We start from the raw sequence: 24,696 nt of genomic DNA on the forward strand, positions 1-24,696 counted from the left end.
TCCGGAAGGTGCCGTAGCGACTAATCTGAGAGCCATGGCAGGTAAGGCGAGCGCCCGCGGTTCGAGCACTACGTCCACGGCGAGGACGGGCGTGCGAGGCGGCTCGGCCACGTCGTCCAAGCCCAAGTCCCGCACGACCCGCACGGTCAGCGCTCCGCGAGATTCCAAGTCGCCGCGTGGCGGCGGCTCCCGCGGCGGAGCCCGGAGGCCCGCCGCGCAGAAGGCGTCCGCATCCGTTCCGCTGAAGTCGGTGGGCCGGGGGATCGGCGCCGGCTGGTCGCTCGTGGCGAAGGGCGTCGGGGCCACCACCCGCACCGTAGGAAAGGCGGCCGAGATCGAGCAGGGCCACCGGCGCGACGGCATCGCCCTCGGACTGATCGCGATCAGCGTCGTCGTCGCCGGCGGAATCTGGTTCTCCGCGGGCGGTCCGGTGGGCGAATGGATCGAGACCGGAGTCCGCGCCGTGTTCGGCGGGGCGTCCGCCGTCCTGCCCCTGATCGGTGTCGCCGTCGCGGTGATCCTGATGCGCACCGAGCCGAAACCCGAGATCCGGCCGAGGCTGGTGCTGGGGTCGCTGCTGGTCGGTCTGCCGGTTCTCGGCCTGTGGCACATCGCGACCGGTTCGCCCACCGACGCCGACGGCAGGGCCCGCGGCGCCGGTTTCGTCGGGTATGCGGCGGGCGGTCCCCTGACCGACGGCATCACCGTGTGGCTCGCCGCGCCGCTGCTGCTGATGGCGACACTGTTCGGCGTCCTGCTCCTGACCGGGACCACGATCCGCGAGGTGCCCGGCAAACTGCAGTCGTACTTCGGAACGTCGTTCGGCCGCGACCATTACGCCGACTACGACAGCGAGTACTACGAGGACGGCGAGTACGACCCCACCCTGTTCGACGCCGACGGCTACCCCGTCGACGACTACAAGAGCGGGGTCCGGGGTGCGCCGGCCGACAACTATCCCACCGACGAGTACGACGTCGGCGACACCGCGAAGACGGAGGTGCTCAGGCTGTGGGAGACCGAGCCCGCCGCGGAACCCGTCCCAGCCCCGGCCCCGAAACCGGCGCGCGCCAAGGCCAAGCCCGTCGTCGCCCCGAAGCCGGAACCCCTGCCCGACGTCGACAAGTTCGTCACCGACCGGGTGGTCGAGGGCGACTACACACTGCCGCCGACGTCCCTGCTCATCGATGGCGATCCGCCGAAGATGCGCAGTTCGGCCAACGACGCGATGATCGAGGCCATCACCGAGGTCCTCGAACAGTTCAAGATCGACGCCGCCGTCACCGGATTCACCCGCGGCCCGACCGTCACCCGCTACGAGGTGGAACTCGGCCCGGGTGTGAAGGTCGAGAAGATCACCGCGCTCGCCCGCAACATCGCGTACGCCGTCGCCACCGACAACGTGCGCCTGCTCGCGCCGATCCCCGGCAAGTCCGCCGTCGGTATCGAGGTGCCCAACTCCGACCGCGAGATGGTGCGCCTCGCCGACGTGCTCACTGCCCCGAGCACCCGCAAGGACCACCATCCGCTGGTGATCGGTCTCGGCAAGGACATCGAGGGCCACTTCGTCAGCGCCAATCTCGCGAAGATGCCGCACCTGCTGGTGGCCGGGTCCACCGGGTCCGGTAAGTCGAGCTTCGTGAACTCGATGCTGGTGTCGCTGCTGTCCCGCGCCACACCCGACGAGGTGCGGATGATCCTCATCGACCCCAAGATGGTGGAGTTGACGCCGTACGAGGGCATTCCGCACCTCATCACGCCCATCATCACCCAGCCGAAGAAGGCCGCCGCCGCGCTGGCCTGGCTGGTGGAGGAGATGGAACAGCGCTACCAGGACATGCAGGCCAACCGGGTGCGCCACATCGACGACTTCAACTCCAAGGTGAAGTCGGGTGAGATCACGGCGCCGCTCGGCAGTGAACGGGTCTACCGGCCGTACCCGTACATCCTCGCCATCGTCGACGAACTCGCGGACCTCATGATGACCGCACCGCGCGACGTCGAGGACGCGATCGTCCGCATCACCCAGAAGGCCCGCGCCGCCGGCATCCACCTCGTGCTGGCCACCCAGAGGCCCTCGGTGGACGTCGTGACGGGTCTGATCAAGACCAACGTGCCGTCGCGGCTGGCCTTCGCGACATCGTCCCTGACCGACTCCCGGGTCATCCTGGACCAGCCAGGCGCCGAGAAGCTGATCGGTATGGGTGACGGGCTGTTCCTGCCGATGGGCGCGGGCAAGCCGACCCGCCTGCAGGGTGCGTTCATCACCGACGAAGAGATTTCCGCCGTCGTCGATTTCAGCAAGAACCAGGCGGAGCCGGAGTACACCGACGGCGTCACCGCCGCAAAGGTCGGGGAGAAGAAGGACGTCGACCCCGACATCGGCGACGACATGGACGTGCTGCTGCAGGCGGTGGAACTCGTCGTCTCCAGCCAGTTCGGGTCCACGTCGATGTTGCAGCGCAAGTTGCGGGTCGGATTCGCGAAGGCGGGCCGGCTGATGGACCTGATGGAGACCAGGGGAGTGGTGGGCCCCAGCGAGGGCTCGAAGGCCCGCGAGGTCCTCATCAAGCCCGAGGAACTGGACGGCCTGCTGTGGTCGATCCGCGGCGGCGACCCGGACGAGGCGCCGTCCGACCAGGAATGACACCCGCTGCGCGTGTCCGAAATGTGCGGTTCGCGCGCACTGTGGTTGAATGGTGACCGAATTGGAGGGGAGTATCCCCACTTCTGTGACAGCATCGTCAACACGATCGGCACCATTGCCGATCCGGGGCTGTCAGTCGCTCGGGCAGTGATTCCGGTGCGGCGGGAGAGACCTCCGGTACCCGCTAGGTCTACCGGAGGTCTGTGTAAATGCATGTGTCACCGCTGGTCTGGGTCATCACCTGTGTGGTGATTCTCGGACTGTTCGTGTTCGACTTCTTCGCTCACGTGCGCACCCCGCACGCCCCCACGTTCCGTGAGTCGGCGTTCTGGTCGTCGGTCTACATCGGCGTCGCCATCCTCTTCGGCCTGATCGTGATGTGGCTGTGGGGAAGTCAGTACGGCGGCGAGTATTTCGCCGGCTACGTCACCGAGAAGGCGTTGTCGGTCGACAACCTCTTCGTGTTCGTCATCATCATGGGCACGTTCGCGGTGCCACGGGAGTACCAGCAGAAGGTGCTGCTGATCGGCATCGTGATGGCGCTGGTGATGCGCGGAATCTTCATCGGCGTCGGCGCCGCGGCGATCAACGCCTACAGCTGGGTGTTCTACCTGTTCGGCGCGTTCCTCATCTACACCGCGTACACGCTGGTGCGTGATCACGGGCACGAGAAGGAGGTGGAGGAGGAACGCGACAGCAAGATCGTGGCCATCGCGAAGAAGATCCTCCCCACCACGGACACCTACGACGGCGACAGGCTCGTCACGCGGATCAACGGCAAGCGCGTCGTGACGCCGCTGCTGCTCGCGCTGGTCGCCATCGGATTCACCGACGTGCTGTTCGCGCTCGACTCGATCCCCGCGATCTACGGGCTCACCCAGGAGCCGTACCTGGTGTTCACGGCGAATGCGTTCGCGCTGATGGGTCTGCGTCAGCTGTACTTCCTGATCGGCGGCCTGCTGGATCGCCTGGTGTACCTGTCGTATGGCCTGTCGATCATCCTGGCCTTCATCGGCATCAAGCTGGTTCTGCACGCTCTGCACGAGAACACGCTGGGCTTCATCAACGGCGGGGAGCACGTGGCCGTGCCGGAGGTGTCGACGGTGTTCTCGCTCGCCGTCATCATCGGTGTGCTGGCAGTGACGACCGTCGCCAGCCTCCTCAAGACGCGGAACACGACGCCGGCGAAGTAGCTTCGCCGGGCGTCGTGCTCGAGGGGTCCGGTGCTCGGCGGTTCAGGAGCTGAATGCGCCGAGTACCGGAACCCATTCGACGATCCGGGTGGCCGTCACGAGGCCGTTACGGGCGAACGGGTCGTTGGTGAAGAGCTGTTCCACGGCCGCCGCGTCGGCGGCGTCGACGAGGATGAACGCGCCGCTGCCGTCGGCGAACGGGCCGGACGACACGACGGTCTTCTGCTCGGCCAGTTCACCGAGCCACTCCCGGTGGGCGGGGCGATGCTCGTCGCGTCCGGCGACGGTATCGGCCGAATACGTGTACTCCACTACGAACAGGGACATGTTCTCGCTCTCTCGGGACGGGTACATCTGACAAAAGATGGGATCAGGCTCCATCTGTCTCACGCACTGGGATTTCAGAGGGTGAGAAGCATTCGGGTGTTGCCGAGGGTGTTCGGCTTGACGTAGCTCAGGTCGAGGAACTCGGCGACACCGGTGTCGTACGAACGGCACATCTCCGCGTACACCTCGGCGGTGACGGGTGTGCCGTCGATCTCGACGAATCCGTGCTTGCCGAAGAAGTCGACCTCGAACGTGAGAACGAACAGACGCTCGAGTTCGAGTTCCCGCGCGACCTCGATCAACTTGGCCACCACATGATGGCCGGCACCCTGGCCCTTGGCCGACGGATCGACCGCGATCGTGCGTACCTCGCCGAGGTCCCCCCACAGCACGTGCATTGCGCCACAACCGATCACGTTGCCGTCGCGTTCGGCCACCCAGAACTCCTGAACGGATTCGTACAGGGTCACGAGGTTCTTCTCGAGCAGGATCTTGCCGGAGTAGATGTCGATCAGACGCTTGATCTCGGGAACGTCGGAGGTTCGTGCTCGCCGCACGATCAGCTGATTGTCGGCGGTGTCCGGCGTCCGAGAAGTCATGTCGTGAACATTAGCCAACGGCCGTACCGATATTCTTAGGCACGTGCCGGTACGACCTACGAATCCCTCCCACTCCCCGCCGCGTCCCGGGGTGCAGTTCGACGCTGCGGTGCTCCGATGAGCGCGCAACGTGAGGAATGGACGGCCGCCGACGCTCCGGCGGCCCCGGATCCGTCGGTCGAGCCCGCGAGTGAGACGGCCGTACCACTGCTGAACATCGCGAACATCCTGACGATCCTCCGGATCCTGCTGGTCCCCGTCTTCCTGATCGTGCTGTTCGTCGGCGACGGACACTCGACGACGTGGCGCCTGATCGCCACCGGTGTGTTCGCCGTCGCCGCCATCACCGACCGGATCGACGGGCAACTCGCCCGCAAGTACGGCCTCGTCACCGATTTCGGCAAGCTCGCCGACCCCATCGCGGACAAGGCGCTGATCGGTGCCGCGCTCGTGGGGCTGTCGATTCTCGGGGACCTGCCCTGGTGGGTGACCGCGGTGATCGCGGTCCGGGAACTGGGCATCACCCTGCTCCGGTTCGCGGTCCTGCGGCACGCCGTCATTCCCGCGGGCCGGGGCGGCAAGCTCAAGACTCTCGTCCAGACGATCGCGATCGGTTTCTACCTGCTGCCGCTGCCGGACGGATTCGACATCCTCGGATGGGTGCTGATGGGTGCGGCCGTGCTGCTGACCGTCGTCACCGGGCTGGACTACGTCGTGCAGGCCGCCCGCCTTCGGGCCGGGGTACACAAGGTCGAGGCGAACGCGAGCACCGGCGCGTGACCGACCCGCTGGTGGACGGTACGAGGGCCGCCGACCTCGTCGCCGTGCTCACTGCTCGCGGCGAGACCGTCGCGACCGCGGAATCGCTCACCGCGGGACTGCTCACCGCGACCATCGCCGGTGTGCCCGGCGCGAGCAACGTGCTCCGCGGCGGACTCGTCGTCTACGCCACCGACCTGAAGGCCACCCTCGCCGGGGTGGATCCCACCCGGCTGGCGGAGGACGGGCCGGTGGCGGCGTCCACGGCACACGCACTGGCGGACGGTGCCCGCGACCGCTGCGGCGCCGACTGGGGCGTCGGATTGACGGGTGTCGCCGGCCCCGACACGCAGGACGGACATCCTGTGGGCACGGTGTTCCTGAGCATTTCCGGGACGGCCGGAACGTCGGTCCTCGAGCTCGGATTGTCCGGCGACCGGTGGCATATCCGTAAATCTGCGGTTTCCGCCGCCGTGTCGGGACTCCTCGATCGTGTGCAGGAAACATCCGCAGGCTAAGGTCGGGAACCAATCGGTCCTGTTCGCGCGTTGAGATAGGCGAGACAGGTGACGGATGAAGGAGGAGCGAGATGGCGCTGCTATTGCGTGAGGCAATCGGTGACAGTCTTCGGCGTACGCGCGTTTCGCAGAGCCGGACCCTGCGTGAGGTCTCCAACAGTGCTCGTGTGAGCCTCGGGTACTTGTCCGAGGTCGAACGAGGGCGCAAGGAAGCCTCGAGTGAGCTCCTGGCGGCGATCTGCGACGCGCTGGCGGTCCCACTGTCCGACGTGCTCGTCGACGTCAGCGAATCGCTGTCCGACGGGTCTACGGCCAAGCGTGCGGACACCGAGCGGCACGCGGTCGAATCGACGCCCGCAGAGGCCCCTGCCGCGAGCGCACGACCGGGTTCGACGACCATCGCCCGCGACACCCGGGTGGTCATCCCTGCACCCGCGCAGGCGCTGGCTGCCGCATAGCAACACCCGTGCCGAACCGATAGATTTCAGTCAACCGCCGATCTCGTCGGCGGGTGAGCCAGGTAGTCGGGGCGCAGCCCTTGTTCCGGTGCGTGACGGTCGCGTATCGGGTCGCGCATCGCGCGGCGCAACAGATGGAGGCAGGATCAAACCCATGGCTAATCCTTTCGTCAAGGGATGGAAGTACCTGATGGCGCTCTTCAATTCCAAGATCGATGAGAAGGCTGACCCCAAGGTTCAGATTCAGCAGGCGATCGAGGATGCGCAGCGTCAGCACCAGGCCCTGTCTCAGCAGGCCGCGTCTGTCATCGGCAACCAACGCCAGCTCGAGATGAAGCTCAGCCGACAGCTCGACGAGGTGGAGAAGCTCAACGCCAACGCCCGTCAGGCCGTCAACCTGGCAGACCAGGCGCAGGCCGCCGGCGACACCGAGAAGGCCATCCAGTACACCAACGCCGCCGAGGCGTTCGCCGCGCAGCTCGTCACCGCCGAGCAGGGCGTCGAGGACCTCAAGGCACTGCACGACCAGTCGCTGCAGGCAGCTGCCCAGGCGAAGAAGGCCGTAGAGCAGAACGCGATGGCCCTGCAGGCCAAGGTCGCGGAACGCACCAAGCTGCTCAGCCAGCTGGAGCAGGCCAAGATGCAGGAACGGGTCAGCGAGTCGCTGCGCTCGATGGACAGCACACTCTCCGCTCCCGGCAACACACCCAGCCTCGATGCTGTGCGCGACAAGATCGAGCGGCGGTACGCCGATGCCCTCGGTTCCGCAGAGTTGGCGCAGAACTCGGTGTCGGGCCGCATGATGGAAGTGCAGCAGGCGAGCATCCAGATGGCCGGACACAGCCGGCTCGAGCAGATCCGGGCCTCCATGAAGGGTGATGCCCTGCCCTCCGGCGGTGCCGCAGGCGCACCGGCGACCCCCGCCGCCAACCCGAACCTCGACAAGCAGCCGCCGGCCGCGGGCCAGACCGGCACGGCGCAGTAACCGAATCGCCTGTGAGCATGAGTTCCACCCGACGTGGCCGACCTGGACGTGCAGTCCGGTCGGCCACTGTCGTGTCCGGGCTCGCCGGGATCCAGGGCGCACTGCGCGAGGCCGGTGAGTCCGTTGCGGACGCGGCGCAGCGGTGGCGCGACCCTCGTGAACGTCTCCTGCGCAAGAAGCGGCGGGCCCGGCGTCGCGCGAAGCGCTACGGCATCGTGTCCGGATCCTCGGCCACCGGCGCCGCCGGTCTCGCGCTGATGGCTGCGCCGGAGTGGTCGATGCTGATGGCCGGTGGCGGCGCGGTCGTGTTCGCGGTTCCCGCGCTGCTGGCCGTCAGCCGTTACCGCAAGCTCGACGCCGTGACCCTGCCGCCGGGTCTGCCTGCCCGCCGGGTGCTTCCGGCGCCGTCCTCGGCGGCCCGCGAGCCGATGGAGAGGCTCGTGCACAACGAACGAGCACTGCACGGCATCCTCGGCGTGCTGTCCCGGTCCGGGACCATCAGCGCCGAGGACATCGAGGACACCCGTTCCACGGCCCGCTCCGCGGCAGCCGCGTTGCAGGCGGTAGCCCTCGACATCACGTCCATGGAGGACGCCGCCCAGGGCAGCCGGGCCGCGGCAGCGCCGCTCCACCGGGCGATCGCCTCGGCCGCCGGGCAACTCGGAGACGGCGTCGAGCAGTTCGAAGAACTGGTGGCCGCTGCCGCCGAGGTCGCCGTGCCCGGAACGGCGAGTGCCGTCGGCGAACTCGCCTACGAACGCGCGGAACTCGTGTCGGCGACCGAAAAACTCGCCGGCCTCGCGGCGGCCCTCGGCGAGATCGACGACATCGTTCGCCGCTACCGCTGACCCGGTCGACCGACGCGAGAAACTCTGGGACCTTGTGTGGGGGAGAACCCTGATCTTTCCCTGATCTTTACGTTGACCTGGTGATTTACCCGAGCCGGCGTGCCAGGCTGGTGTGCGTACCCGATACATGGGGTCGACCGGACGTCGGGCGCAGAAATCGATCGGGGAGACGTGAGTGGAGGAAACCATGTTCTGGAAGATTGTTCTGGCTGTCGCGGCGATCTGGATCGCCCTCGCAGTGGTCGGTGCCCTCGTCAAGGGCCTGTTCTGGATTCTCGTCGTCAGCGCCGTCGTGTTCGGTGTGTACCTGTTGATCAAGGCGATGTCGGGAACCGGCGAGAAATCGGACATCACGCGTAGCTGACGGGCATGCTCTACCCATGGAACCGGTACCGGAGGACTGGCATCGTGGGCTCGTCGTGGTCGCGCACCCCGACGACATCGAATACGGCGCAGCGGCGGCCGTGGCGCGCTGGACCGGGCAGGGCAAGGACATCCGCTACGTGCTCGCCACCAGCGGAGAGGCCGGGATCGCGGGCCTGCACCCGACGGAGTCGGGCCCGCTGCGGGAGGCGGAGGAACGGCGCTCCGCGGCCGTGGTGGGGGTGACCGACGTCGAGTTCCTCGGTTACCCCGACGGCACTCTCGTCGAGAGTCTCGCGCTCCGACGCGACCTCGCCACGGCGATCCGTCGTCATCGCCCGGATCTCGTGGTCACGGCGAACTTCGGCGACACCTGGGGGCCGGGGCAGCTGAACAGTGCGGACCACCGCGCTCTCGGGCGAGCCGTCCTCGACGCCACCGCGGACGCCGCGAACGAATGGATCTTCCCCGAACTGGGGGAGTCGGGATTGCCGCCGTGGCGCGGAGTCCGGTGGGTGGCGGTCCACACGATGACCCCCACCCACGCCGTGGACGTCACCCACACGGTGGATCGGGCGGTGCTCTCCCTGGCCGAGCACGTCCACTACCTGGAGGCGCTCAGCGACGTGCCAGTGGGGCAGCAGGCACGGGCGCAGGTCGAGATGGTGACCGGGCCGGAACCGGGATTCGACGCCGAACGCGCGGTGGGGTTCGAGCTCTACTACGTCGGCTGAGTTCGCGAAGCGATCGCGACGATGCGCGGGATGGTGCCGGCGGGGCATTCATGCGTTACGGTGTTACATACAATGTCTATTCGTAATCCACCGTCGCGTGACGACACCTCAGCGAGCGTCGAAGACTCCATCCTCGACGCCGCACGCTCGTGCATCCTCGATTTCGGACTGCGCCGCACCACCCTCGCGGAGGTCGCGCGGAGGGCCGGCGTCAGCAGGCCGACCGTCTACCGGCGCTGGTCGGACACCAGGGCGGTGGTCGCCGATCTCATGACCCGCGAGATCGCTGCGGTGATGCCCGAATTCTCCACCGAGGAATCGGTTCACCGCCAACTGGTCGACGCCGTGGTTCGCGTGTCCACCGAGGTGCGTGACCATCCGCTGTTCGTGAAGATCCTGCGCTCGGATCAGGAACTGTTCACCACCTACATCCTAGAGCGGCTCGGTACCAGCCAGCGGGCGATCATCGACCAGGTCTCGGCCGCGGTGTCGGCGGGGCAGGACCAGGGCTCGATCCGCGCGGGGCACAGCCGTCAGATCGCCACCATGGTGCTGCTGATCGCACAGTCCGCGGTCCAGTCGGCCGTGATGGTCGCCGAGGAACTTCCCGGCGACGCCCTGACCGAACAACTCCGGCACGCCGTCGGCGCCTATCTGGCACCCGACGCAGCCGACACCCACTCGACAGATCGAGGAGACCGGTGACCCACTCCAGCACGCCGCCCGCGAGCCGCTCGTCGGCGCTGAACGCCGCACGACGGACACGCGAGCTCGACCAGCTGTCGGACGGCGCACGCGTCGACGTCCTGGTGATCGGCGGCGGGGTGACCGGCGTGGGTGTCGCGCTCGATGCGGCGTCACGCGGCCTCGACGTCGTGCTCGTGGAGAAGCGGGACCTCGCGTTCGGGACCAGCCGGTGGAGTTCGAAACTTGCCCACGGCGGATTGCGGTACCTGGCGTCGGGCAACGTCGGCATCGCCCGCGAGAGTGCGGTCGAACGCGGAATCCTCATGACCCGCACCGCGCCCCACCTCGTCCGGGCGCTGCCACAGCTCGTCCCCGTCCTCGATTCCACGACGCTGTTCGGAAAGTCCCTCGTCCGCACGGGATTCCTGGCCGGTGACCTGCTCCGTGCGAGCGCTCGCACACCGTCGGCGGTCCTGCCGCGATCGCGGAGGGTCCGGGCGGACCGGGTGGTCGAACTGGCCCCCGCTGTGCGCCGGGACGGTCTGCGGGGCGGTCTGATGGCATTCGACGGCCAGTTGGTCGACGACGCCAGGCTCGTGGTGTCCCTCGCGCGCACCGCCGCGCTCCACGGCGCGAAGGTGCTCACCCGGACGGGCGCCTACGACGTGACCGGGACATCCGCGACCCTGCGCGACGAACTGACCGGCTCGGAGCTGTCGATCACCGCGCGCGCCGTGGTCAACGCGGCAGGCGTGTGGTCGGGTGAGATCGATCCGTCGATCACGCTGCGGCCCAGTCGCGGAACGCATCTGGTCCTGCCGGCGGAACGGCTCGGGAACCCGACGGCGGCGCTCACGGTTCCGATCCCCGGTGAGACCAATCGCTTCGTCTTCGCGCTGCCCGCACAGCTGGGCCGCGTGTACCTCGGCCTGACCGACGAGGCGGCGCCGGGACCCGTCCCCGACGTTCCGGAAGCGTCGGAGCAGGAGATCGACTTCCTGCTCGACACGGTCAACACCGCACTCGAAGTGCCGTTGCGGCGTTCGGACGTCCTCGGCACGTTCGCCGGACTGCGACCGCTGCTCGACACCGGCGACGGATCGACCGCCGACCTCTCGCGCAACCACGCCGTCCTCCGCTCGGACGCCGGTCTGGTCAGTGTGGTGGGCGGCAAGCTGACCACGTACCGGAAGATGGCGGAAGACGCCGTCGACGCCGCGGTGGCGGCGGCAGGACTGGACGCGCGCCCCTGCCGGACGCGCGCCCTCCCGCTCGTCGGCGCCGCGACTCCCGAAGCGCTGCGGCAGGTTTCGGCCCCGCCGGCGCTGCTCGCCCGCTACGGAACGGAGGCGGCGCTGATCGCCGCGGCCGACCCCGAACTGCTGGCTCCGATCGCCGAGGGCGTGGATGTGACCCGCGCCGAGTTCGAGTTCGCGGTGACCCACGAGGGCGCACTCGACGTCGACGACCTCCTCGACCGTCGCACCCGGATCGGCCTCGTCCCCGCCGACCGTGCGCGGTCTCTCGCCGCCGCGGAAGCCGTGTTCGAGAAACGGTGACGCGGGCCGTGTGACACCCTGTGCTTCGTGCGAGTCGCCGTGGTCGCCGGGCCTGATCCCGGACATGCCTTTCCCGCCCTGGCGTTGTGCCTCGCCTTCATCGAGGCCGGGGACGAACCGGTCCTGTTCACCGGCGCCCGGTGGGTGGAGCCCGCGCGGGCGGCGGGTGTGCCTGCCGAGTTGCTGAAAGGTCTCGCCCCCCGACCGACGGACGACGACCTCGATGCGGGCGCGCGCATCCACGCCCGCGCCGCGCACATCTCCACAGAGTTGCTTCCCGACCTGCGCGCGATGGGACCCGATCTCGTGGTCTCGGACATCCTCACCGCAGGTGGCGGCATGGCGGCGGAGCGGCTGGGGATCCCCTGGGTCGAGTTGTCCCCGCACCCGCTGTACGCGGCGTCCCGGGGATTGCCGCCCATCGGAAGCGGGTTGGCTCCGGGGGTGGGAATCCGCGGTCGGGCCCGAGACACGCTCATGCGGGCCGCGACGGCGCGGTCGATCCGGCAGGGCGAGCGGCAGCGCTCCGAAGCCCGCGTCGGCGTCGGGTTGCCGGCGAAGGATCCGGGACCGGTGCGCCGGCTGATCGCGACGCTCCCCGCGCTCGAGGTACCGAGACCGGACTGGCCCGCCGAGGCGCACGTGGTCGGGCCGCTGCTGTGGGAACCGACGAACGAGGTGCTCGAGCCGCCGGACGGCACCGATCCGCTGGTCATGGTGGCTCCGTCGACCGCGTTCACCGGTGCCGAGGGCATGCTCGAGACGACGCTCGCCGGGCTCGGCGGGGCCGGCGTCCGCGTGATCGCGTCGATACTGGACGGATCGTCGGCTGCGGTCCCGCCCTGGGTGCGAGCGGGTCTCGGCCGTCAGGACGCGATGCTCCGCGAGGCCTCCGCCGTCGTCTGCGGCGGGGGGCACGGGATGCTGGCGAAGGCCCTGCTCGCGGGTGTCCCGGCGGTGGTGGTCCCCGGCGGCGGCGATCAGTGGGAACTCGCGAATCGCGCCGCGCGGCAGGGGAGTGCCGTCGTGGTGCGTCCCCCGAGCGCCGAGGCGCTCCGTGCGGCGGTCGACCAGGTGCTCTCGAACGGCGCGCACGCGGAGGCCGCGCAGCGGGCCGCGCGGAGCGCCGCGGACGTGGCGGATCCGGTGGAGGTGTGCCGCGACGCGCTGCGGTGAGAGCGCCGCCCGGGGTTCGGCTAGCGTGGAAGCGTGCGACTGACAGAATTTCACGAACTCGTCCGCGAAGAGTTCGGGCAGATGCGCGGCGACGCACTACTCGTCGACCACGTGCTGCTCAGCCTCGGGGGCAAGACCGCCGCCGAGGCCATCGAGGACGGCCGGGAACCCCGCGAGGTGTGGCGTGAACTGTGCGCCGAGTTCGACGTCCCACCGCAGCGCCGGTAGAAATCCGGCGTGTCGAACGGGCCGGTCGTGCCAATCGAACACATGTTCCCCTATGCTGGAGATGTTCGGTGGTCACGGTTCTTGTCGGTACCTGGATCTAACCTGACCGCAGATCACTGATGAGACTCGAGAATGGGGACGACGATGGCACCACAGGCACACGATCGAGACAAGGCGCTCGACCTCGCGCTGGCGCAGATCGACAAGAACTTCGGCAAGGGCTCGGTGATGCGCCTGGGCGAAGGTGTCCGTCAGCCCATCGCCGTCATCCCGACCGGTTCCATCGCGCTGGACGTCGCCCTCGGCATCGGCGGGCTGCCCCGCGGCCGTGTCGTCGAGATCTACGGCCCGGAGTCCTCGGGTAAGACCACCGTCGCTCTGCACGCGGTCGCCAACGCCCAGGCGGCCGGCGGCATCGCCGCGTTCATCGACGCCGAGCACGCGCTCGACCCCGACTACGCCCAGAAGCTCGGCGTCGACACCGACGCACTGCTGGTGTCGCAGCCCGACACCGGTGAGCAGGCGCTCGAGATCGCTGACATGCTGATCCGCTCCGGCGCCCTCGACATCCTCGTCGTCGACTCCGTGGCCGCTCTCGTCCCGCGCGCCGAGATCGAGGGCGAGATGGGCGACAGCCACGTGGGTCTGCAGGCACGTCTGATGAGCCAGGCGCTTCGTAAGATGACCGGCGCGCTCAGCAACTCCGGCACCACCGCGATCTTCATCAACCAGCTGCGCGAGAAGATCGGCGTCATGTTCGGTTCCCCCGAAACCACCACCGGTGGTAAGGCGTTGAAGTTCTACTCGTCCGTGCGCCTCGACGTGCGGCGGATCGAGACCCTGAAGGACGGCACCGACGCGGTGGGTAACCGCACCCGCGTCAAGGTGGTCAAGAACAAGGTCGCGCCGCCGTTCAAGCAGGCCGAGTTCGACATCCTCTACGGCCAGGGAATCAGCAAGGAAGGCTCGCTGATCGACATGGGTGTCGAGCACGGGTTCATTCGCAAGTCGGGTTCCTGGTACACCTACGAAGGCGACCAGCTGGGGCAGGGCAAGGAGAACGCCCGCAAGTTCCTGTTGGAGAACACCGACATCCGGGACGAGATCGAGAAGAAAATCAAGGAAAAGCTCGGAATCGGCGCCGACGTCACTGCTGCTGCTACGGACGACGCCGCACCGGTCGAATTCTAGGCGCTGCCGTGCGTCCCACGGGCGAAGGTGGAACGGAGACGCAGGCCAAGGATTTGTGCCTGCGTCTCCTGACGGACCGTGCCCGGAGTCGAGCGGAGTTGTCCGACCGTCTGGCGAAGAAGGGGTACTCGGCCGACATCGCCGAGCGTGTACTGGATCGGCTCACCGAGGTCGGGCTGGTCAACGATGCCGACTTCGCCCAGCAGTGGGTGCATTCGCGGCACACGTACTCCGGCAAGGGGAAACGTGCGCTCGCACTGGAACTGCGCCGCAAGGGCATCGGTCAGGAAGACGCCACCGAGGCGCTCGCTCAGATCGACAGCGAAGACGAACGAGCGCGAGCCACCGAACTGGTCGCGAAGAAACTGCGCACCGTGTCGGCGGACGATCGTGACCGGGCGGTCCGCCGGCTGGTGTCCATGCTGGCGCGTCGCGGGTTCCCCCAGGGCATGGCGTTCGAGGTCGTCAAGGAGCAACTCGACCGTGCCGGCGCGGAGACCGACGGCCTGTTGGACGAGACCTGACTCGGACACTGCCTGAATTAGACACGACCAACAACACTGCGGTCGGACGGGAACCGAGTTCCCGTCCGACCGCAGCGCCGTGTCAGGAGCAGTGCCGGGTCACAGCCGCTTGTCGGTGATGTCCATGCCCGGGACCGATACCGCGGGAAGTTCGGGAACGGCCCCCTTGGGCCCTCCGCCCTTGCGAGCGGCCCGCAGCCGCTTCTCCACCCTGGTCGCCACCACGGTGAGCGTGTAGTTGAGGACGATCATGATGATCGCCACGACGATCAGGGCGGGCAGGTAGTTGCCGTAGAACGCACCGAGTTGCTGACCGGACCGCACCACTTCGACGTAGCCGATGAGGTAACCGAGCGCGGAGTCCTTCAGGGCGACCACCATCTGCGAGATGATCGCGGGGAGCATCGCCGTCACGGCCTGCGGCAGCAGGATGGTGCGCATGACCTGGCTCTTGCGCATGCCCAGTGCCATGGCGGCCTCGCTCTGGCCCTTGGGGAGCGAGTTGATTCCGGCCCTGACGATTTCGGCGATCACCGAGCCGTTGTACAGGGTGAGGCCCACGATGACGGCGGCGAGCGCCAGGTATTTCGACTTGAACACCTCGTACTCGGCGAACAGCTGGTACGAGAAGATCATCAGGATCAGCACCGGGATGGCGCGGAACAGTTCGACGATTCCGCCCGCCACCCATCGCACCGGGCGGTGGTCCGACAGGCGTCCGATGCCGAGGATCGCGCCGAGGATCAACGCGAACACGATCGACACGGCGGCCGCGACGAGGGTGCCGCGGATACCGGGAATGAGATACGTGGTCCACGAGGTCGATTCGGTGAACGGTTCCCATTTCGCCGCGGTCAGCTGACCCTTGTCGTCGAGTGCGGCGTAGACGAGGTAGCCGATTCCCAGCAGGGCGAGGGCGACGGCGACGGAGATCAGGCGGTAAATGTTCTTCGCCTTCGGGCCCGGCGCGTCGTAGAGGACGGTGGCGGAATTGCTCATCGTGCAACCTCGAATCGCTTGCTCAGGTATCCGAAGAGAAGCCCCATCGGCAGGGTCAGGATCACGAATCCGAGCGCGAAGATGCCACCGACGACGAAGATGGCGGCCTCGTTCTCGATCATTTCCTTCATCAGGAGCGATGCCTCCGCCACACCGATCACCGAGGCGATCGTCGTGTTCTTCGTCAGTGCGATCAGCACGCTGCCGAGGGGTGCGGTGACCGCGCGGAATGCCTGCGGCAGCACGATGAGCCGTAGATTCTGGGAGAACGTGAGACCGAGCGACCGGCCAGCCTCCGCTTGGCCGACGTGCACGGTGTTGATACCGGACCGCAGCGACTCGCAGACGAAGGCCGCGGTGTAGATGCTGAGGCCGAGAACGGCGAGCCGGAAGTTGTTCTGCTCGAAGAACGTGGGTGACTGTTCGGGGGCGAGCTTGACGCCCATCGTCTGGAACAGCCCGAACGAGCAGAAGATGATGATGAGTGTCAGGGGAGTGTTCCGGAAGATCGTCACGTACGCCGCGCCGACACCGCGTGCGACCGGGATCGGTGACACCCGCATCGCCGCGAGGATCGTGCCGAGTATCAGAGCGCCGACAGCCGAGAACGCGGTCAGCTGCACCGTCGTCCAGAACGCGTCGATCAGCTGATCGCTGTATTTGCTCAGTAGGTCCACTTACCGTCTCCCCAGGTCACCGGTGGTTGGTGTCGAACCGGGCCGGACGCCTCCACGAAGGGGAGTCGTCCGACCCGGGTGAGTGAGTTGCTCAGTACCGATCGACGGTCGGCGGTGCGGGGATCGGGTAGCCCGATGCGCCGACGGTCTCGTTGAACGCACGCGCCCACGAACCGTCCGCGATCATCGCCTCGATGGCGTCGTTGATCTTGGCGCGGGTCTCGTCGTCGCCCTTGGCCAGCCCGACCCCGTAGCGCTCCTGGGTGAACGGCGCGCCGACCACCTTCAGCTCGCCCGGATACTGCGCCGCGTAACCGGCGAGGATGATGTCGTCGGTGGTAACGGCGTCGACTGCGCCGTTCCGCAGCGCCTCGACGCAGGCGGAGTACGTGTCGAACTCCTGCAGTTGCACGTCCTTCGCGTACTGGTCCTTGACCTTCTGCGCCGGGGTGGACCCGGTGACGGAGCACAGCTTCTTGCCGCCGTTGAGCGACTCGGGGCCGGCGATGTCGGTGTTGTCGGACTTCACCAGGAGAGACTGTCCGGCGATGAAGTACGGCCCGGCGAAGTCGACCTTCTCCTTGCGGGCGTCGGTGATCGAGTAGGTGGCGACGATGTAGTCGACCTCACCGTTCTGGATCAGCGTCTCGCGCTGAGCCGACGGGGACTCCTTGAACTCGATGTTCTCGGGTGCGACACCCAGCTTGCCCGCGATGTACTCGGCCACCTCGACGTCGAATCCGCTGAAGGACCCATCGGGGTTGCGCAGTCCGAGGCCGGGCTGGTCGTACTTGATGCCGACCGTGAGCTTGCCCTCCGACGCGCTCTGGGAGGCGCTCTTCTCTTCACCTCCGCCGCAGGCCGATGCGACGACGGCGAGCGCCATGACGCCGATTCCCACACGAATCGAGCGGTTGATCCTCATCGAGTTCCTCCAATTGAAAATGACGGGTGTTGCCTGTGGAGCACGGTCGACCGAGAGGGCACCGCAGCGGCACCCTCTCCGATCAGTGGCTGAGAATTTTGCCGAGGAAGTCCTTCGCGCGCTCGGATTTGGGAGCGGTGAAGAACGTGGCGGGCTCGGAATCCTCGACGATCTGGCCGTCGGCCATGAAGAGGACACGGTCGCCGGCCTTGCGGGCGAAGCCCATCTCGTGGGTCACCACGAGCATGGTCATGCCTTCCTTGGCGAGTGAGGTCATGACGTCGAGGACTTCGTTGACCATTTCCGGGTCGAGCGCTGACGTCGGCTCGTCGAACAGCATGACCTTGGGGTTCATGGCGAGTGCGCGGGCGATCGCGACGCGCTGCTGCTGACCGCCTGACAACTGCGCGGGGTACTTGTCCGCCTGGTTGGCGATGCCGACCCGCTCGAGAAGTTCGTAGGCCGTCTTCTTCGCGTCGGCGCTGCTCTTCTTCCGCACCTTGACCGGTGCGAGCATGACGTTCTCGAGGATCGTCTTGTGGGCGAACAGGTTGAACGACTGGAACACCATCCCCACGTCGGCGCGCAGCGCGGCCAGTGCCTTGCCCTCGGCAGGCAGCACCTTGCCGTCCACGGCGATCTCACCGGAGTCGATGGGCTCGAGGCGGTTGATGGTGCGGCACAGCGTCGACTTCCCGGATCCGGACGGTCCCAGGACGATCACGACCTGCCCGCGAGGAACTTCGAGGTCGATCTCCTGGAGGACGTGGAGGGCGCCGAAGTGTTTGTTCACCGATTTCATCGAGATCATGGACGGGGCCGCGCCCGTGGAGGGTGTCGGCGTCGCGTCGTCGGCTTGCGTCATAGTCGATGACCCTATGTGCTGGGAGCGGGAGCACCTGTCATTTGCTCCGAGAATCCTCGGGATGTCACGGAAACTTTACTGTCCGGCTTCGGTCGTGTGTCCCGGCGCACACCGGCCGCGACGAGGCGATTTGGCGCGGGCCGTACCCTGGCATACGTGGACACGATCGACCAGACCCCTCACCGCAGCTACGAGGTGCGCACGTACGGCTGCCAGATGAACGTGCACGACTCCGAGCGGCTGTCGGGGCTCCTCGAGGACGCCGGCTACACGAAGGCGGCCGCCGGGCAGTCGCCGGACCTCGTCGTCTTCAACACCTGCGCGGTGCGGGAGAACGCCGACAACAAGCTGTACGGCAACCTGAGCCATCTGGCGCCGGCAAAGGAACTGAATCCCGACATGCAGATCGCGGTCGGCGGGTGCCTGGCGCAGAAGGACCGCGACGTCGTCGTGAAGAAGGCGCCGTGGGTGGACGTCGTGTTCGGCACTCACAACATCGGGTCGCTCCCGGCGCTGCTGGACCGGGCGCGCCACAATCAGCGGGCCGAGGTCGAGATCCTCGACGCGCTCGAGGCGTTTCCGTCGACGCTGCCCGCCAAGCGGGAGTCGGCGTACGCCGGCTGGGTGTCCATCTCGGTGGGATGCAACAACACGTGCACGTTCTGCATCGTGCCCGCGCTGCGCGGCAAGGAGGTCGACCGGCGTCCCGGCGACATCCTGGCCGAGGTGCAGGCTCTGGTGAACGAGGGCGTCGTCGAGGTCACGCTGCTCGGGCAGAACGTCAACGCGTACGGTGTGTCCTTCGCCGACCCCGACCAGCCCCGCGACCGCGGCGCGTTCGCCGCGCTGCTGCGTGCGTGCGGCGAGATCGACGGACTCGAGCGCGTCCGCTTCACCTCGCCGCACCCGGCCGAGTTCACCGACGACGTCATCGAGGCGATGGCCGAGACCCCCAACGTGTGCCCCCAGCTGCACATGCCGCTGCAATCCGGTTCGGACCGCGTCCTCAAGGCGATGCGCCGCTCCTACCGGAAGTCGCGGTTCCTGGGGATCATCGAGAAGGTCCGCACCGCGATGCCGCACGCGGCGATCACCACCGACATCATCGTGGGCTTCCCGGGCGAGACCGAGGAGGACTTCCAGGACACGCTCGACGTCGTCCGGCAGGCACGCTTCACCAGCGCGTACACCTTCCAGTACTCCAAGCGGCCCGGCACCCCGGCAGCGGACATGGACGGCCAGCTGCCCAAGGCCGTCGTGCAGGAACGGTACGAACGTCTCATCGCGGTGCAGGAACAGATCACGCTCGAGGAGAACCAGAAGCTCGTCGGCGCCGAGGTGGAACTGCTCGTCGCCGCCGGGGAGGGCCGCAAGAACGCGGAGACCGCCCGGATGAGCGGGCGCGCCCGCGACGGCCGGCTCGTCCACTTCCGGCCGGAGGGAAACCTCGACGGAAACGTCCGGCCCGGCGACGTCGTCACCATCGTGATCAGCGCCGCCGCCCCGCACCACCTCGTCGCGGACACCCCCGTCCTGACCCACCGCCGCACCCGCGCAGGCGACTCCTACGAGAAGGGCGTCACCCCGAAGACCCCGCCGATCGGCGTGGGACTCGGACTGCCGCAGATCGGTGCGCCCGCACCACAACCCGCTCAGATGGGATGCAACGCATGACCCCGCAGTTCGACGACCAGCGCCCCGACGACCCGAGTGACGCGAACGAGCCGATCGAGAGCTACCTCAAGGACTTCGACGCCGCCGAGAAGAAGGTGGCCGGTGAGATCGATCCCGGGGCGCGTGCGCTCGTCGTCGCCGTCGCGGTGGTCGTGCTCCTCGGCTCGCTGACGTTGCCGCACTCCGGCATCGCCAACGGCTGGGAGGTGCTGGTGTACAGGGACGACGCCCTCGCGGAGACGATCAAACTGCCGTCGCGACTGTTCGTGTGGTTCGAGGTGGTGTTCGGGGTCGTCGTGTCGATGCTGGCGCTCGTCACCCGCCGTTGGGCTCTCGCGTGGGTGGCCCTCGCGGGAACCGCCGTGTCCATCGTGTTCGGCATGCTCGCCATCTGGTCGCGGCAGACACCGGCGCCCGGCATCGAGGCGGCCGGACCGGGCATCGGGCTGATCATCGGCTGGCTCACCGTCATCGTGCTGACGTTCCACTGGCTGAAGGTGGTCTGGAGCCGGACCGCGCTGCAACTGGCCGCGGAAGAGGAACGCCGCGCCGCTGCCGCCGAAGCGGAGCGACGCGGCGACTGGAACGTCGGCTGATCGTGCCTACTGGCCGCTGACGGCGCCCTCTGCAGCCTCGGCCCATTCGCGCCACTGCTGGGCCTGCGCGAGGGCGCTCTCGGCGTCCTTCGTCTTGCCCGCCGCGGTGGCCTTGGCCGCCTGCTCCTCGAACTGCGTGACCCGCTCACGGAACTGTGCGGCCCGGGCGAGCGCCTCCGGGTCGGTGCGGCGCCATTCCTCGTCGGCGGCGTCGCGGACCCGCTTCTCGATGGCACGCAGCTTGCCCTCGAGGTCGTGCATCCGCTCGCGGGGCACCTTCCCGATGGCGTCCCACTTCTCCTGCAGGTCACGGAGTGCGGCCCTCGCCCCGTCGATGTCCTTGGACGGATCGATGTGGCCGGCGTTCTTCAGCAACTCCTCCTTGGCGACCGCGTTCTCCTCGAACTCGGCGTCGCGTTCGGAGGATGCGGCGTTGCGGGCGGCGAAGAACACGTCCTGAGCGCCCTTGAAACGCTTCCACAGGTTGTCGTCGGCTTCTCGGGGTGCGCGTCCGGCGGCCTTCCATTCGGCGAGCAGATCGCGGAAGGCTCCGGCCGTGGGACCCCAGTCGGTGGAGTCGGACAGTGCCTCCGCCCGCTCGACGAGTTCTTCCTTCTTGGTCTTCGCGGCGGCGCGCTCACGGTCGAGTTCGGCGAAATGCGCGCCGCGGCGCCGGTTGAACGCCTCCCGCGCCTTGGAATACCGCTTCCACAGCGCGTCGTCGACCTTCCGGTCGATGCCGCGGATCGTCTTCCACTCGTCCAGGATCTCGCGCAACCGGTCGCCGGCGGCCTTCCATTGCGTGGACTCGGCACCGATCTGTTCCGCCTCGGCGGCCAGTTCTTCCTTGCGTTCGGTGTGCGCCTGCCGCGACAGTTCCTTCTCGTGCTTGGCGTGGGCGGCGGCCTCGTCGGATCCGGCGATGATGACGTCGAGTCGCGCGGCGAGCGAGTCGATGTCACCGATCACCGCGGCGGTCGGGAGGGATTCGGCGAGAGCGATCGCGGCCGTCTTCGTCTTCTTCGCATCGCCCGCACCGGAATTGAGCCGTGCCTCGAGGAGGGCCACTTCGGTGGCGAGATCGTCGAAGCGCCGACCGAAGTGCGCCAGGCCTTCGGCCGCGTCTCCGGCCTGCCACGACCCGATCTGCCGGTCGCCGTCCGCGGTCTTCACCCAGGCGGTGCCGTCGTCGTCGACGCGGCCGAACTCGCTCGGATCACTGTGGGCGGGGGCGGCGACGGCGGGGGCGGAGAGGGCGTGCGTCGGTGTGGGGTGGGGCTTGGGTGCACCCGGTTTCGCGGCGGCACCCGGCTTCGGGACGCTGGGCTTCGGTGTGTCGTGCTGCTGAGCGGCAGGCTCCACGGCGGGCTTCGCGTCGCTGCTGTCGGTCATCGGTTCCTCATCTCTGCCGCGCGTCACGGCTGCCTGAACGCAATACTGGCTCCATACGACCCGGGACGGGTGCTGGCTCCATTCAACCCGGTACGGGCCCTGTGGACTATTGAATCAGGTCGGACGGTCCGTGTTGGTACCGATTGACGGCAGTGCCCGAATCGGATGTCGGGTCCGTGCCAGCGGTCGACTAGCGTGACTGTGTGTTCACCGCTGCCATCCTCGTGCCGTCCCCACCGTTGCTGGTACCCGAACTGACCGGGGCGGCCGCTACGGAGACGGCGCCGCTGCGGGACGCGGTCCAGGCGGCGGCGAAGGCCTTGTCCGCGATCGCCACCGAATGGGTGGCGGTCGGCGCGGCGCCCATCGCGGCGGAAGTGCGGGCCGACGCGCAGGGCACCTACCGCGGCTACGGCGTCGACGTGCGGGTCACGCTGCGGCCCGGTCCCGCCGACGAGCCCGACCCGGACCTGCCGCTCGCGGCGCTGACGGCCGGGTGGATCCGGGGAACGTGCGCGCCGGACACCGTCGTCGACGCGCGGATCCTCGCCGCCGACCTGTCGCCGCAGCAGTGCGCCGCGTACGGCGCGAAACTGCGCGCGTTTCTCGACCGGGACCCCGAGCCGCGCGGGCTGGTGATCGTCGCGGACGGGGCGAACACCCTCACGGCGAAGGCACCGGGCGCGTTCGACCCCCGCGCGGAAGGCGTGCAGGCCCGGGTCGACGCGGCCCTCGACACCGGCGACCGGGAGGCGCTGCTCGCCCTCGACCCCGCCGAGTGCGCCGCCCTCGGCATCGGCGGGCGCGTCCCGTGGCAGGTTCTCGCCGGCGTGTTCGACGCTGCGCCCGCCTCCTGCCGGACGCTGTACAGCGCGGCGCCCTACGGAGTCGGCTACCACGTGGGGGAGTGGCGTCCGTGACCTCACCCGTCCCGATCGCCGTCGTCGGACCGACCGCCACCGGAAAGTCGGATCTCGCGCTGGATCTGGCCGAACGCCTCGGCGGCGAAATCGTCAACATCGACGCCATGCAGCTGTACCGGGGCATGGACATCGGCACCGCCAAACTCGCCCCGGCCGAACGCCGCGGAATACCGCATCACCAACTCGACGTGCTCGACGTGACGCAGACGGCCACCGTCGCGAACTATCAGCAGGCCGCGGTCCGCGACGTGGAGGCGATCGCCGCCCGCGGCGCCGTGCCGGTCATCGTCGGCGGATCGATGATGTACGTGCAGTCACTGCTCGACGAGTGGAGCTTCCCCGCCACCGACGCGTCGGTGCGGGCGCGGTGGGAAGCCGTCCTCGCCGAGCAGGGCGTCGCGGCCGTCCACGCCGAGCTGAGCCGGGTGGATCCCGACGCCGCCGCATCGATCCTCCCCACCGACGGCAGGCGCCTGGTCCGTGCCCTCGAAGTCGTCGAGATCACCGGCAGGCCGTTCGCGGCGTCCGCCCCGCGCATCGGCGAACCACGCTGGGGCGCACACATCGTCGGCGTCGACCGCGACACCGCCGAACTCGACGACCGGATCCGGCTCCGCACCCGGCTGATGTTCGAACAGGGACTCGTCGACGAGGTGCGCGGGCTCATCGACGTGGGACTGCGCGACGGCGTCACCGCGCCCCGGGCCATCGGCTACGCGCAGGTCCTCGCGTGGCTCGACGGCGAATACGACCTGGCCGAGGCCGAGGAACGCACGTTCATCGGCACCCGGCGCTACGTGCGCAGACAACGGTCCTGGTTCCGCCGCGACCCCCGCATCCACTGGGTCGACGGAAACACCCCCGACCTCGCGGACGCCACGATCCGCACCCTCGACGAGACGCGAACACTGGGAGAACGATGAGCCGAACACCGTCCGGGCGGCACCGTCCGGCCTCGTCCGTGCTGGTGACCACCCGCAACGCCCGCTTCCAGCAGTGGCAGTCGTACCTCACCAACCGCGCCAAGCGGACGAAGGCCGGACGCTTCCTGATCCAGGGCGTGCGCCCCCTCAACCTCGCCCTGGAACACGACTGGCCGATCGAATCGCTGCTGCACCGCATCGACGGCCCGCCGCTGTCCGACTGGGCGAGGGAACTGCTCGCGACCCGATCCGTCGAACAGATCGGTGTCAGCGCCGAACTGATGACCGAACTCGGCGAGAAGACCGACACCGCGCCGGAACTGATCGCGGTCGCGAAGACCCGCGCACCGCGACTGAAGGACCTGCGACTGCAGTCCGTCCCCCTCATCGTCGTGTTCGACCGGCCCATCTCACCCGGAAACCTGGGCACCCTCGTCCGCTCCGCCAACGCGTTCGGCGCCGACGCGGTCGTCGTGGTCGGCCACGGCGCCGACCCGTTCGACCCCCGCAGCGTCCGCGCCTCCACTGGATCGCTCTTCGCGATGCCGGTCGTCACCGTGTCGTCCGTCGACGAGATCCTCGCCTTCCGCGAAGCGAGGAGAGCGTCCGGAACCGAACTGCACATCGTCGGGACGGACGAGACCGGTTCCGTCACCATCGACGCCCACGACTTCGGTGGCGGCACCGTGCTCGTGATCGGCAACGAGACCCGCGGGATGAGCGCCGCGTGGCGCAGCGCGTGCGACACGGTCGTCAACATCCCGATCGGGGGCGCGGCCAGTTCCCTCGGCGCCCCCTCCGCCGGCGCCGTCGCCCTCTACGAAATCGCCCGGCAGCGTCGATGAACCGCTCCGCGGCAGCGTCGATGAACCGCTCCGCGGCAGCGCAGATGAGAACTGGTACCCGCTCGGCGGTTGGTTAGAGTG

The 24,696-nt window shown here is 68.2% G+C and carries 27 protein-coding genes; 20 read left to right on the top strand and 7 right to left on the bottom strand.

From position 1 onward, the window contains the following. Positions 1-34 precede the first annotated feature (34 nt). Together I1A62_RS43710 and I1A62_RS43715 are read left to right on the top strand one after the other, a co-directional pair. Positions 35-2,647, top strand: a complete 2,613-nt coding sequence (locus I1A62_RS43710; protein ID WP_219458152.1) for a DNA translocase FtsK — start codon at positions 35-37, stop codon at positions 2,645-2,647. Positions 2,648-2,856: 209 nt separating this feature from the next. Further along, complete coding sequence (locus tag I1A62_RS43715; RefSeq protein WP_124392887.1) at positions 2,857-3,840, top strand: TerC family protein; 984 nt, start codon at positions 2,857-2,859, stop codon at positions 3,838-3,840. Positions 3,841-3,882: 42 nt separating this feature from the next. Here the strand turns inward: I1A62_RS43715 and I1A62_RS43720 are convergent, their stop codons facing one another. Both I1A62_RS43720 and I1A62_RS43725 read right to left on the bottom strand, forming a co-directional pair. Further along, positions 3,883-4,167 (bottom strand): YciI family protein, encoded by a 285-nt coding sequence (locus I1A62_RS43720; protein ID WP_124392888.1) that lies wholly within the window; start codon positions 4,165-4,167, stop codon positions 3,883-3,885. 74 nt (positions 4,168-4,241) lie between these two features. Then, entirely contained in the window at positions 4,242-4,766 is a 525-nt protein-coding gene (locus I1A62_RS43725; protein WP_087555781.1) for an amino-acid N-acetyltransferase, read from the bottom strand. A 117-nt stretch (positions 4,767-4,883) separates the two neighbouring features. Here I1A62_RS43725 and pgsA point away from each other — a divergent pair, with 117 nt between their 5' ends. From pgsA to recX, 13 genes are all read left to right on the top strand, one after another. Beyond that, positions 4,884-5,546 (top strand): CDP-diacylglycerol--glycerol-3-phosphate 3-phosphatidyltransferase, encoded by a 663-nt coding sequence (gene pgsA, locus I1A62_RS43730; protein ID WP_219458153.1) that lies wholly within the window; start codon positions 4,884-4,886, stop codon positions 5,544-5,546. Beyond that, positions 5,543-6,043 (top strand): CinA family protein, encoded by a 501-nt coding sequence (locus tag I1A62_RS43735; protein WP_124392890.1) that lies wholly within the window; start codon positions 5,543-5,545, stop codon positions 6,041-6,043. The genes pgsA and I1A62_RS43735 overlap by 4 nt, the downstream gene beginning before the upstream one ends. Before the next feature lie 71 nt (positions 6,044-6,114). Continuing rightward, positions 6,115-6,501, top strand: a complete 387-nt coding sequence (locus I1A62_RS43740; protein ID WP_124392891.1) for a helix-turn-helix domain-containing protein — start codon at positions 6,115-6,117, stop codon at positions 6,499-6,501. A gap of 154 nt (positions 6,502-6,655) precedes the next feature. Then, entirely contained in the window at positions 6,656-7,486 is an 831-nt protein-coding gene (locus I1A62_RS43745; RefSeq protein WP_124392892.1) for a PspA/IM30 family protein, read from the top strand. 17 nt (positions 7,487-7,503) lie between these two features. Beyond that, the gene (locus tag I1A62_RS43750) at positions 7,504-8,334 is read left to right on the top strand and encodes a hypothetical protein (RefSeq protein ID WP_225858159.1); all 831 of its coding nucleotides are present in this window, start codon (positions 7,504-7,506) and stop codon (positions 8,332-8,334) included. Positions 8,335-8,521: 187 nt separating this feature from the next. After that, positions 8,522-8,698: a hypothetical protein gene (locus I1A62_RS43755; RefSeq protein WP_192581895.1), complete on the top strand. Its 177-nt coding sequence runs from the start codon at positions 8,522-8,524 to the stop codon at positions 8,696-8,698. 16 nt (positions 8,699-8,714) lie between these two features. Further along, the gene (locus tag I1A62_RS43760; protein WP_124392893.1) at positions 8,715-9,431 is read left to right on the top strand and encodes a PIG-L deacetylase family protein; all 717 of its coding nucleotides are present in this window, start codon (positions 8,715-8,717) and stop codon (positions 9,429-9,431) included. Positions 9,432-9,503: 72 nt separating this feature from the next. Then, positions 9,504-10,136, top strand: a complete 633-nt coding sequence (locus tag I1A62_RS43765) for a TetR/AcrR family transcriptional regulator (RefSeq protein ID WP_219458154.1) — start codon at positions 9,504-9,506, stop codon at positions 10,134-10,136. After that, complete coding sequence (locus tag I1A62_RS43770; RefSeq protein ID WP_219458155.1) at positions 10,133-11,677, top strand: glycerol-3-phosphate dehydrogenase/oxidase; 1,545 nt, start codon at positions 10,133-10,135, stop codon at positions 11,675-11,677. Before I1A62_RS43765 ends, I1A62_RS43770 begins: the two co-directional genes overlap by 4 nt. A gap of 27 nt (positions 11,678-11,704) precedes the next feature. Continuing rightward, positions 11,705-12,853 (top strand): glycosyltransferase, encoded by a 1,149-nt coding sequence (locus tag I1A62_RS43775; protein ID WP_219458156.1) that lies wholly within the window; start codon positions 11,705-11,707, stop codon positions 12,851-12,853. 33 nt (positions 12,854-12,886) lie between these two features. Beyond that, positions 12,887-13,081 carry a DUF3046 domain-containing protein gene (locus I1A62_RS43780; protein WP_015890433.1) on the top strand — a complete coding sequence of 65 codons (195 nt, stop codon included), beginning with the start codon at positions 12,887-12,889 and terminating at the stop codon, positions 13,079-13,081. Positions 13,082-13,225: 144 nt separating this feature from the next. Then, positions 13,226-14,272, top strand: coding sequence for a recombinase RecA (gene recA, locus I1A62_RS43785; protein ID WP_087555792.1), 1,047 nt, complete (start codon positions 13,226-13,228; stop codon positions 14,270-14,272). A gap of 8 nt (positions 14,273-14,280) precedes the next feature. Beyond that, positions 14,281-14,796, top strand: coding sequence for a recombination regulator RecX (gene recX, locus I1A62_RS43790; protein ID WP_219458157.1), 516 nt, complete (start codon positions 14,281-14,283; stop codon positions 14,794-14,796). A gap of 99 nt (positions 14,797-14,895) precedes the next feature. Here recX and I1A62_RS43795 read toward each other — a convergent pair whose 3' ends face one another. From I1A62_RS43795 to gluA, 4 genes are all read right to left on the bottom strand, one after another. Next, the gene (locus I1A62_RS43795; protein ID WP_124392898.1) at positions 14,896-15,795 is read right to left on the bottom strand and encodes an amino acid ABC transporter permease; all 900 of its coding nucleotides are present in this window, start codon (positions 15,793-15,795) and stop codon (positions 14,896-14,898) included. Further along, on the bottom strand, positions 15,792-16,472 hold the full coding sequence (locus I1A62_RS43800; protein ID WP_072942416.1) for an amino acid ABC transporter permease: 681 nt from the start codon (positions 16,470-16,472) through the stop codon (positions 15,792-15,794). Before I1A62_RS43800 ends, I1A62_RS43795 begins: the two co-directional genes overlap by 4 nt. 91 nt (positions 16,473-16,563) lie before the next feature. Next, complete coding sequence (locus I1A62_RS43805) at positions 16,564-17,397, bottom strand: glutamate ABC transporter substrate-binding protein (protein ID WP_219458158.1); 834 nt, start codon at positions 17,395-17,397, stop codon at positions 16,564-16,566. An 82-nt stretch (positions 17,398-17,479) separates the two neighbouring features. Next, complete coding sequence (gene gluA / locus I1A62_RS43810) at positions 17,480-18,208, bottom strand: glutamate ABC transporter ATP-binding protein GluA (RefSeq protein WP_087555993.1); 729 nt, start codon at positions 18,206-18,208, stop codon at positions 17,480-17,482. 210 nt (positions 18,209-18,418) lie between these two features. Between gluA and miaB the strand changes: the two genes are divergently transcribed. Both miaB and I1A62_RS43820 read left to right on the top strand, forming a co-directional pair. Then, positions 18,419-19,936 carry a tRNA (N6-isopentenyl adenosine(37)-C2)-methylthiotransferase MiaB gene (miaB, locus tag I1A62_RS43815; protein ID WP_219458159.1) on the top strand — a complete coding sequence of 506 codons (1,518 nt, stop codon included), beginning with the start codon at positions 18,419-18,421 and terminating at the stop codon, positions 19,934-19,936. Then, the gene (locus I1A62_RS43820) at positions 19,933-20,532 is read left to right on the top strand and encodes a hypothetical protein (RefSeq protein WP_219458160.1); all 600 of its coding nucleotides are present in this window, start codon (positions 19,933-19,935) and stop codon (positions 20,530-20,532) included. The genes miaB and I1A62_RS43820 overlap by 4 nt, the downstream gene beginning before the upstream one ends. Positions 20,533-20,538: 6 nt before the next feature. Here the strand turns inward: I1A62_RS43820 and I1A62_RS43825 are convergent, their stop codons facing one another. Next, positions 20,539-21,924 carry a DUF349 domain-containing protein gene (locus I1A62_RS43825; protein WP_124392902.1) on the bottom strand — a complete coding sequence of 462 codons (1,386 nt, stop codon included), beginning with the start codon at positions 21,922-21,924 and terminating at the stop codon, positions 20,539-20,541. A 203-nt stretch (positions 21,925-22,127) separates the two neighbouring features. On the opposite strand from I1A62_RS43825, the gene I1A62_RS43830 reads away from it, so the two are divergent. From I1A62_RS43830 to I1A62_RS43840, 3 genes are read left to right on the top strand one after another with little or no spacing between them, the layout of a single operon-like run. Continuing rightward, positions 22,128-22,844, top strand: coding sequence for a class III extradiol dioxygenase subunit B-like domain-containing protein (locus tag I1A62_RS43830; protein ID WP_219458161.1), 717 nt, complete (start codon positions 22,128-22,130; stop codon positions 22,842-22,844). Further along, on the top strand, positions 22,841-23,770 hold the full coding sequence (gene miaA, locus I1A62_RS43835) for a tRNA (adenosine(37)-N6)-dimethylallyltransferase MiaA (protein WP_218268391.1): 930 nt from the start codon (positions 22,841-22,843) through the stop codon (positions 23,768-23,770). Before I1A62_RS43830 ends, miaA begins: the two co-directional genes overlap by 4 nt. Next, a complete protein-coding gene (locus I1A62_RS43840; protein ID WP_219458162.1) occupies positions 23,767-24,615 on the top strand; it encodes an RNA methyltransferase in 849 nt (282 codons plus the stop codon). The genes miaA and I1A62_RS43840 overlap by 4 nt, the downstream gene beginning before the upstream one ends. The last annotated feature ends 81 nt before the right edge of the window (positions 24,616-24,696 follow it).

Origin of the sequence: Rhodococcus sp. USK10 (genome assembly GCF_019378875.1) — a bacterium.
GTDB lineage: Bacteria > Actinomycetota > Actinomycetes > Mycobacteriales > Mycobacteriaceae > Rhodococcus_F > Rhodococcus_F pseudokoreensis.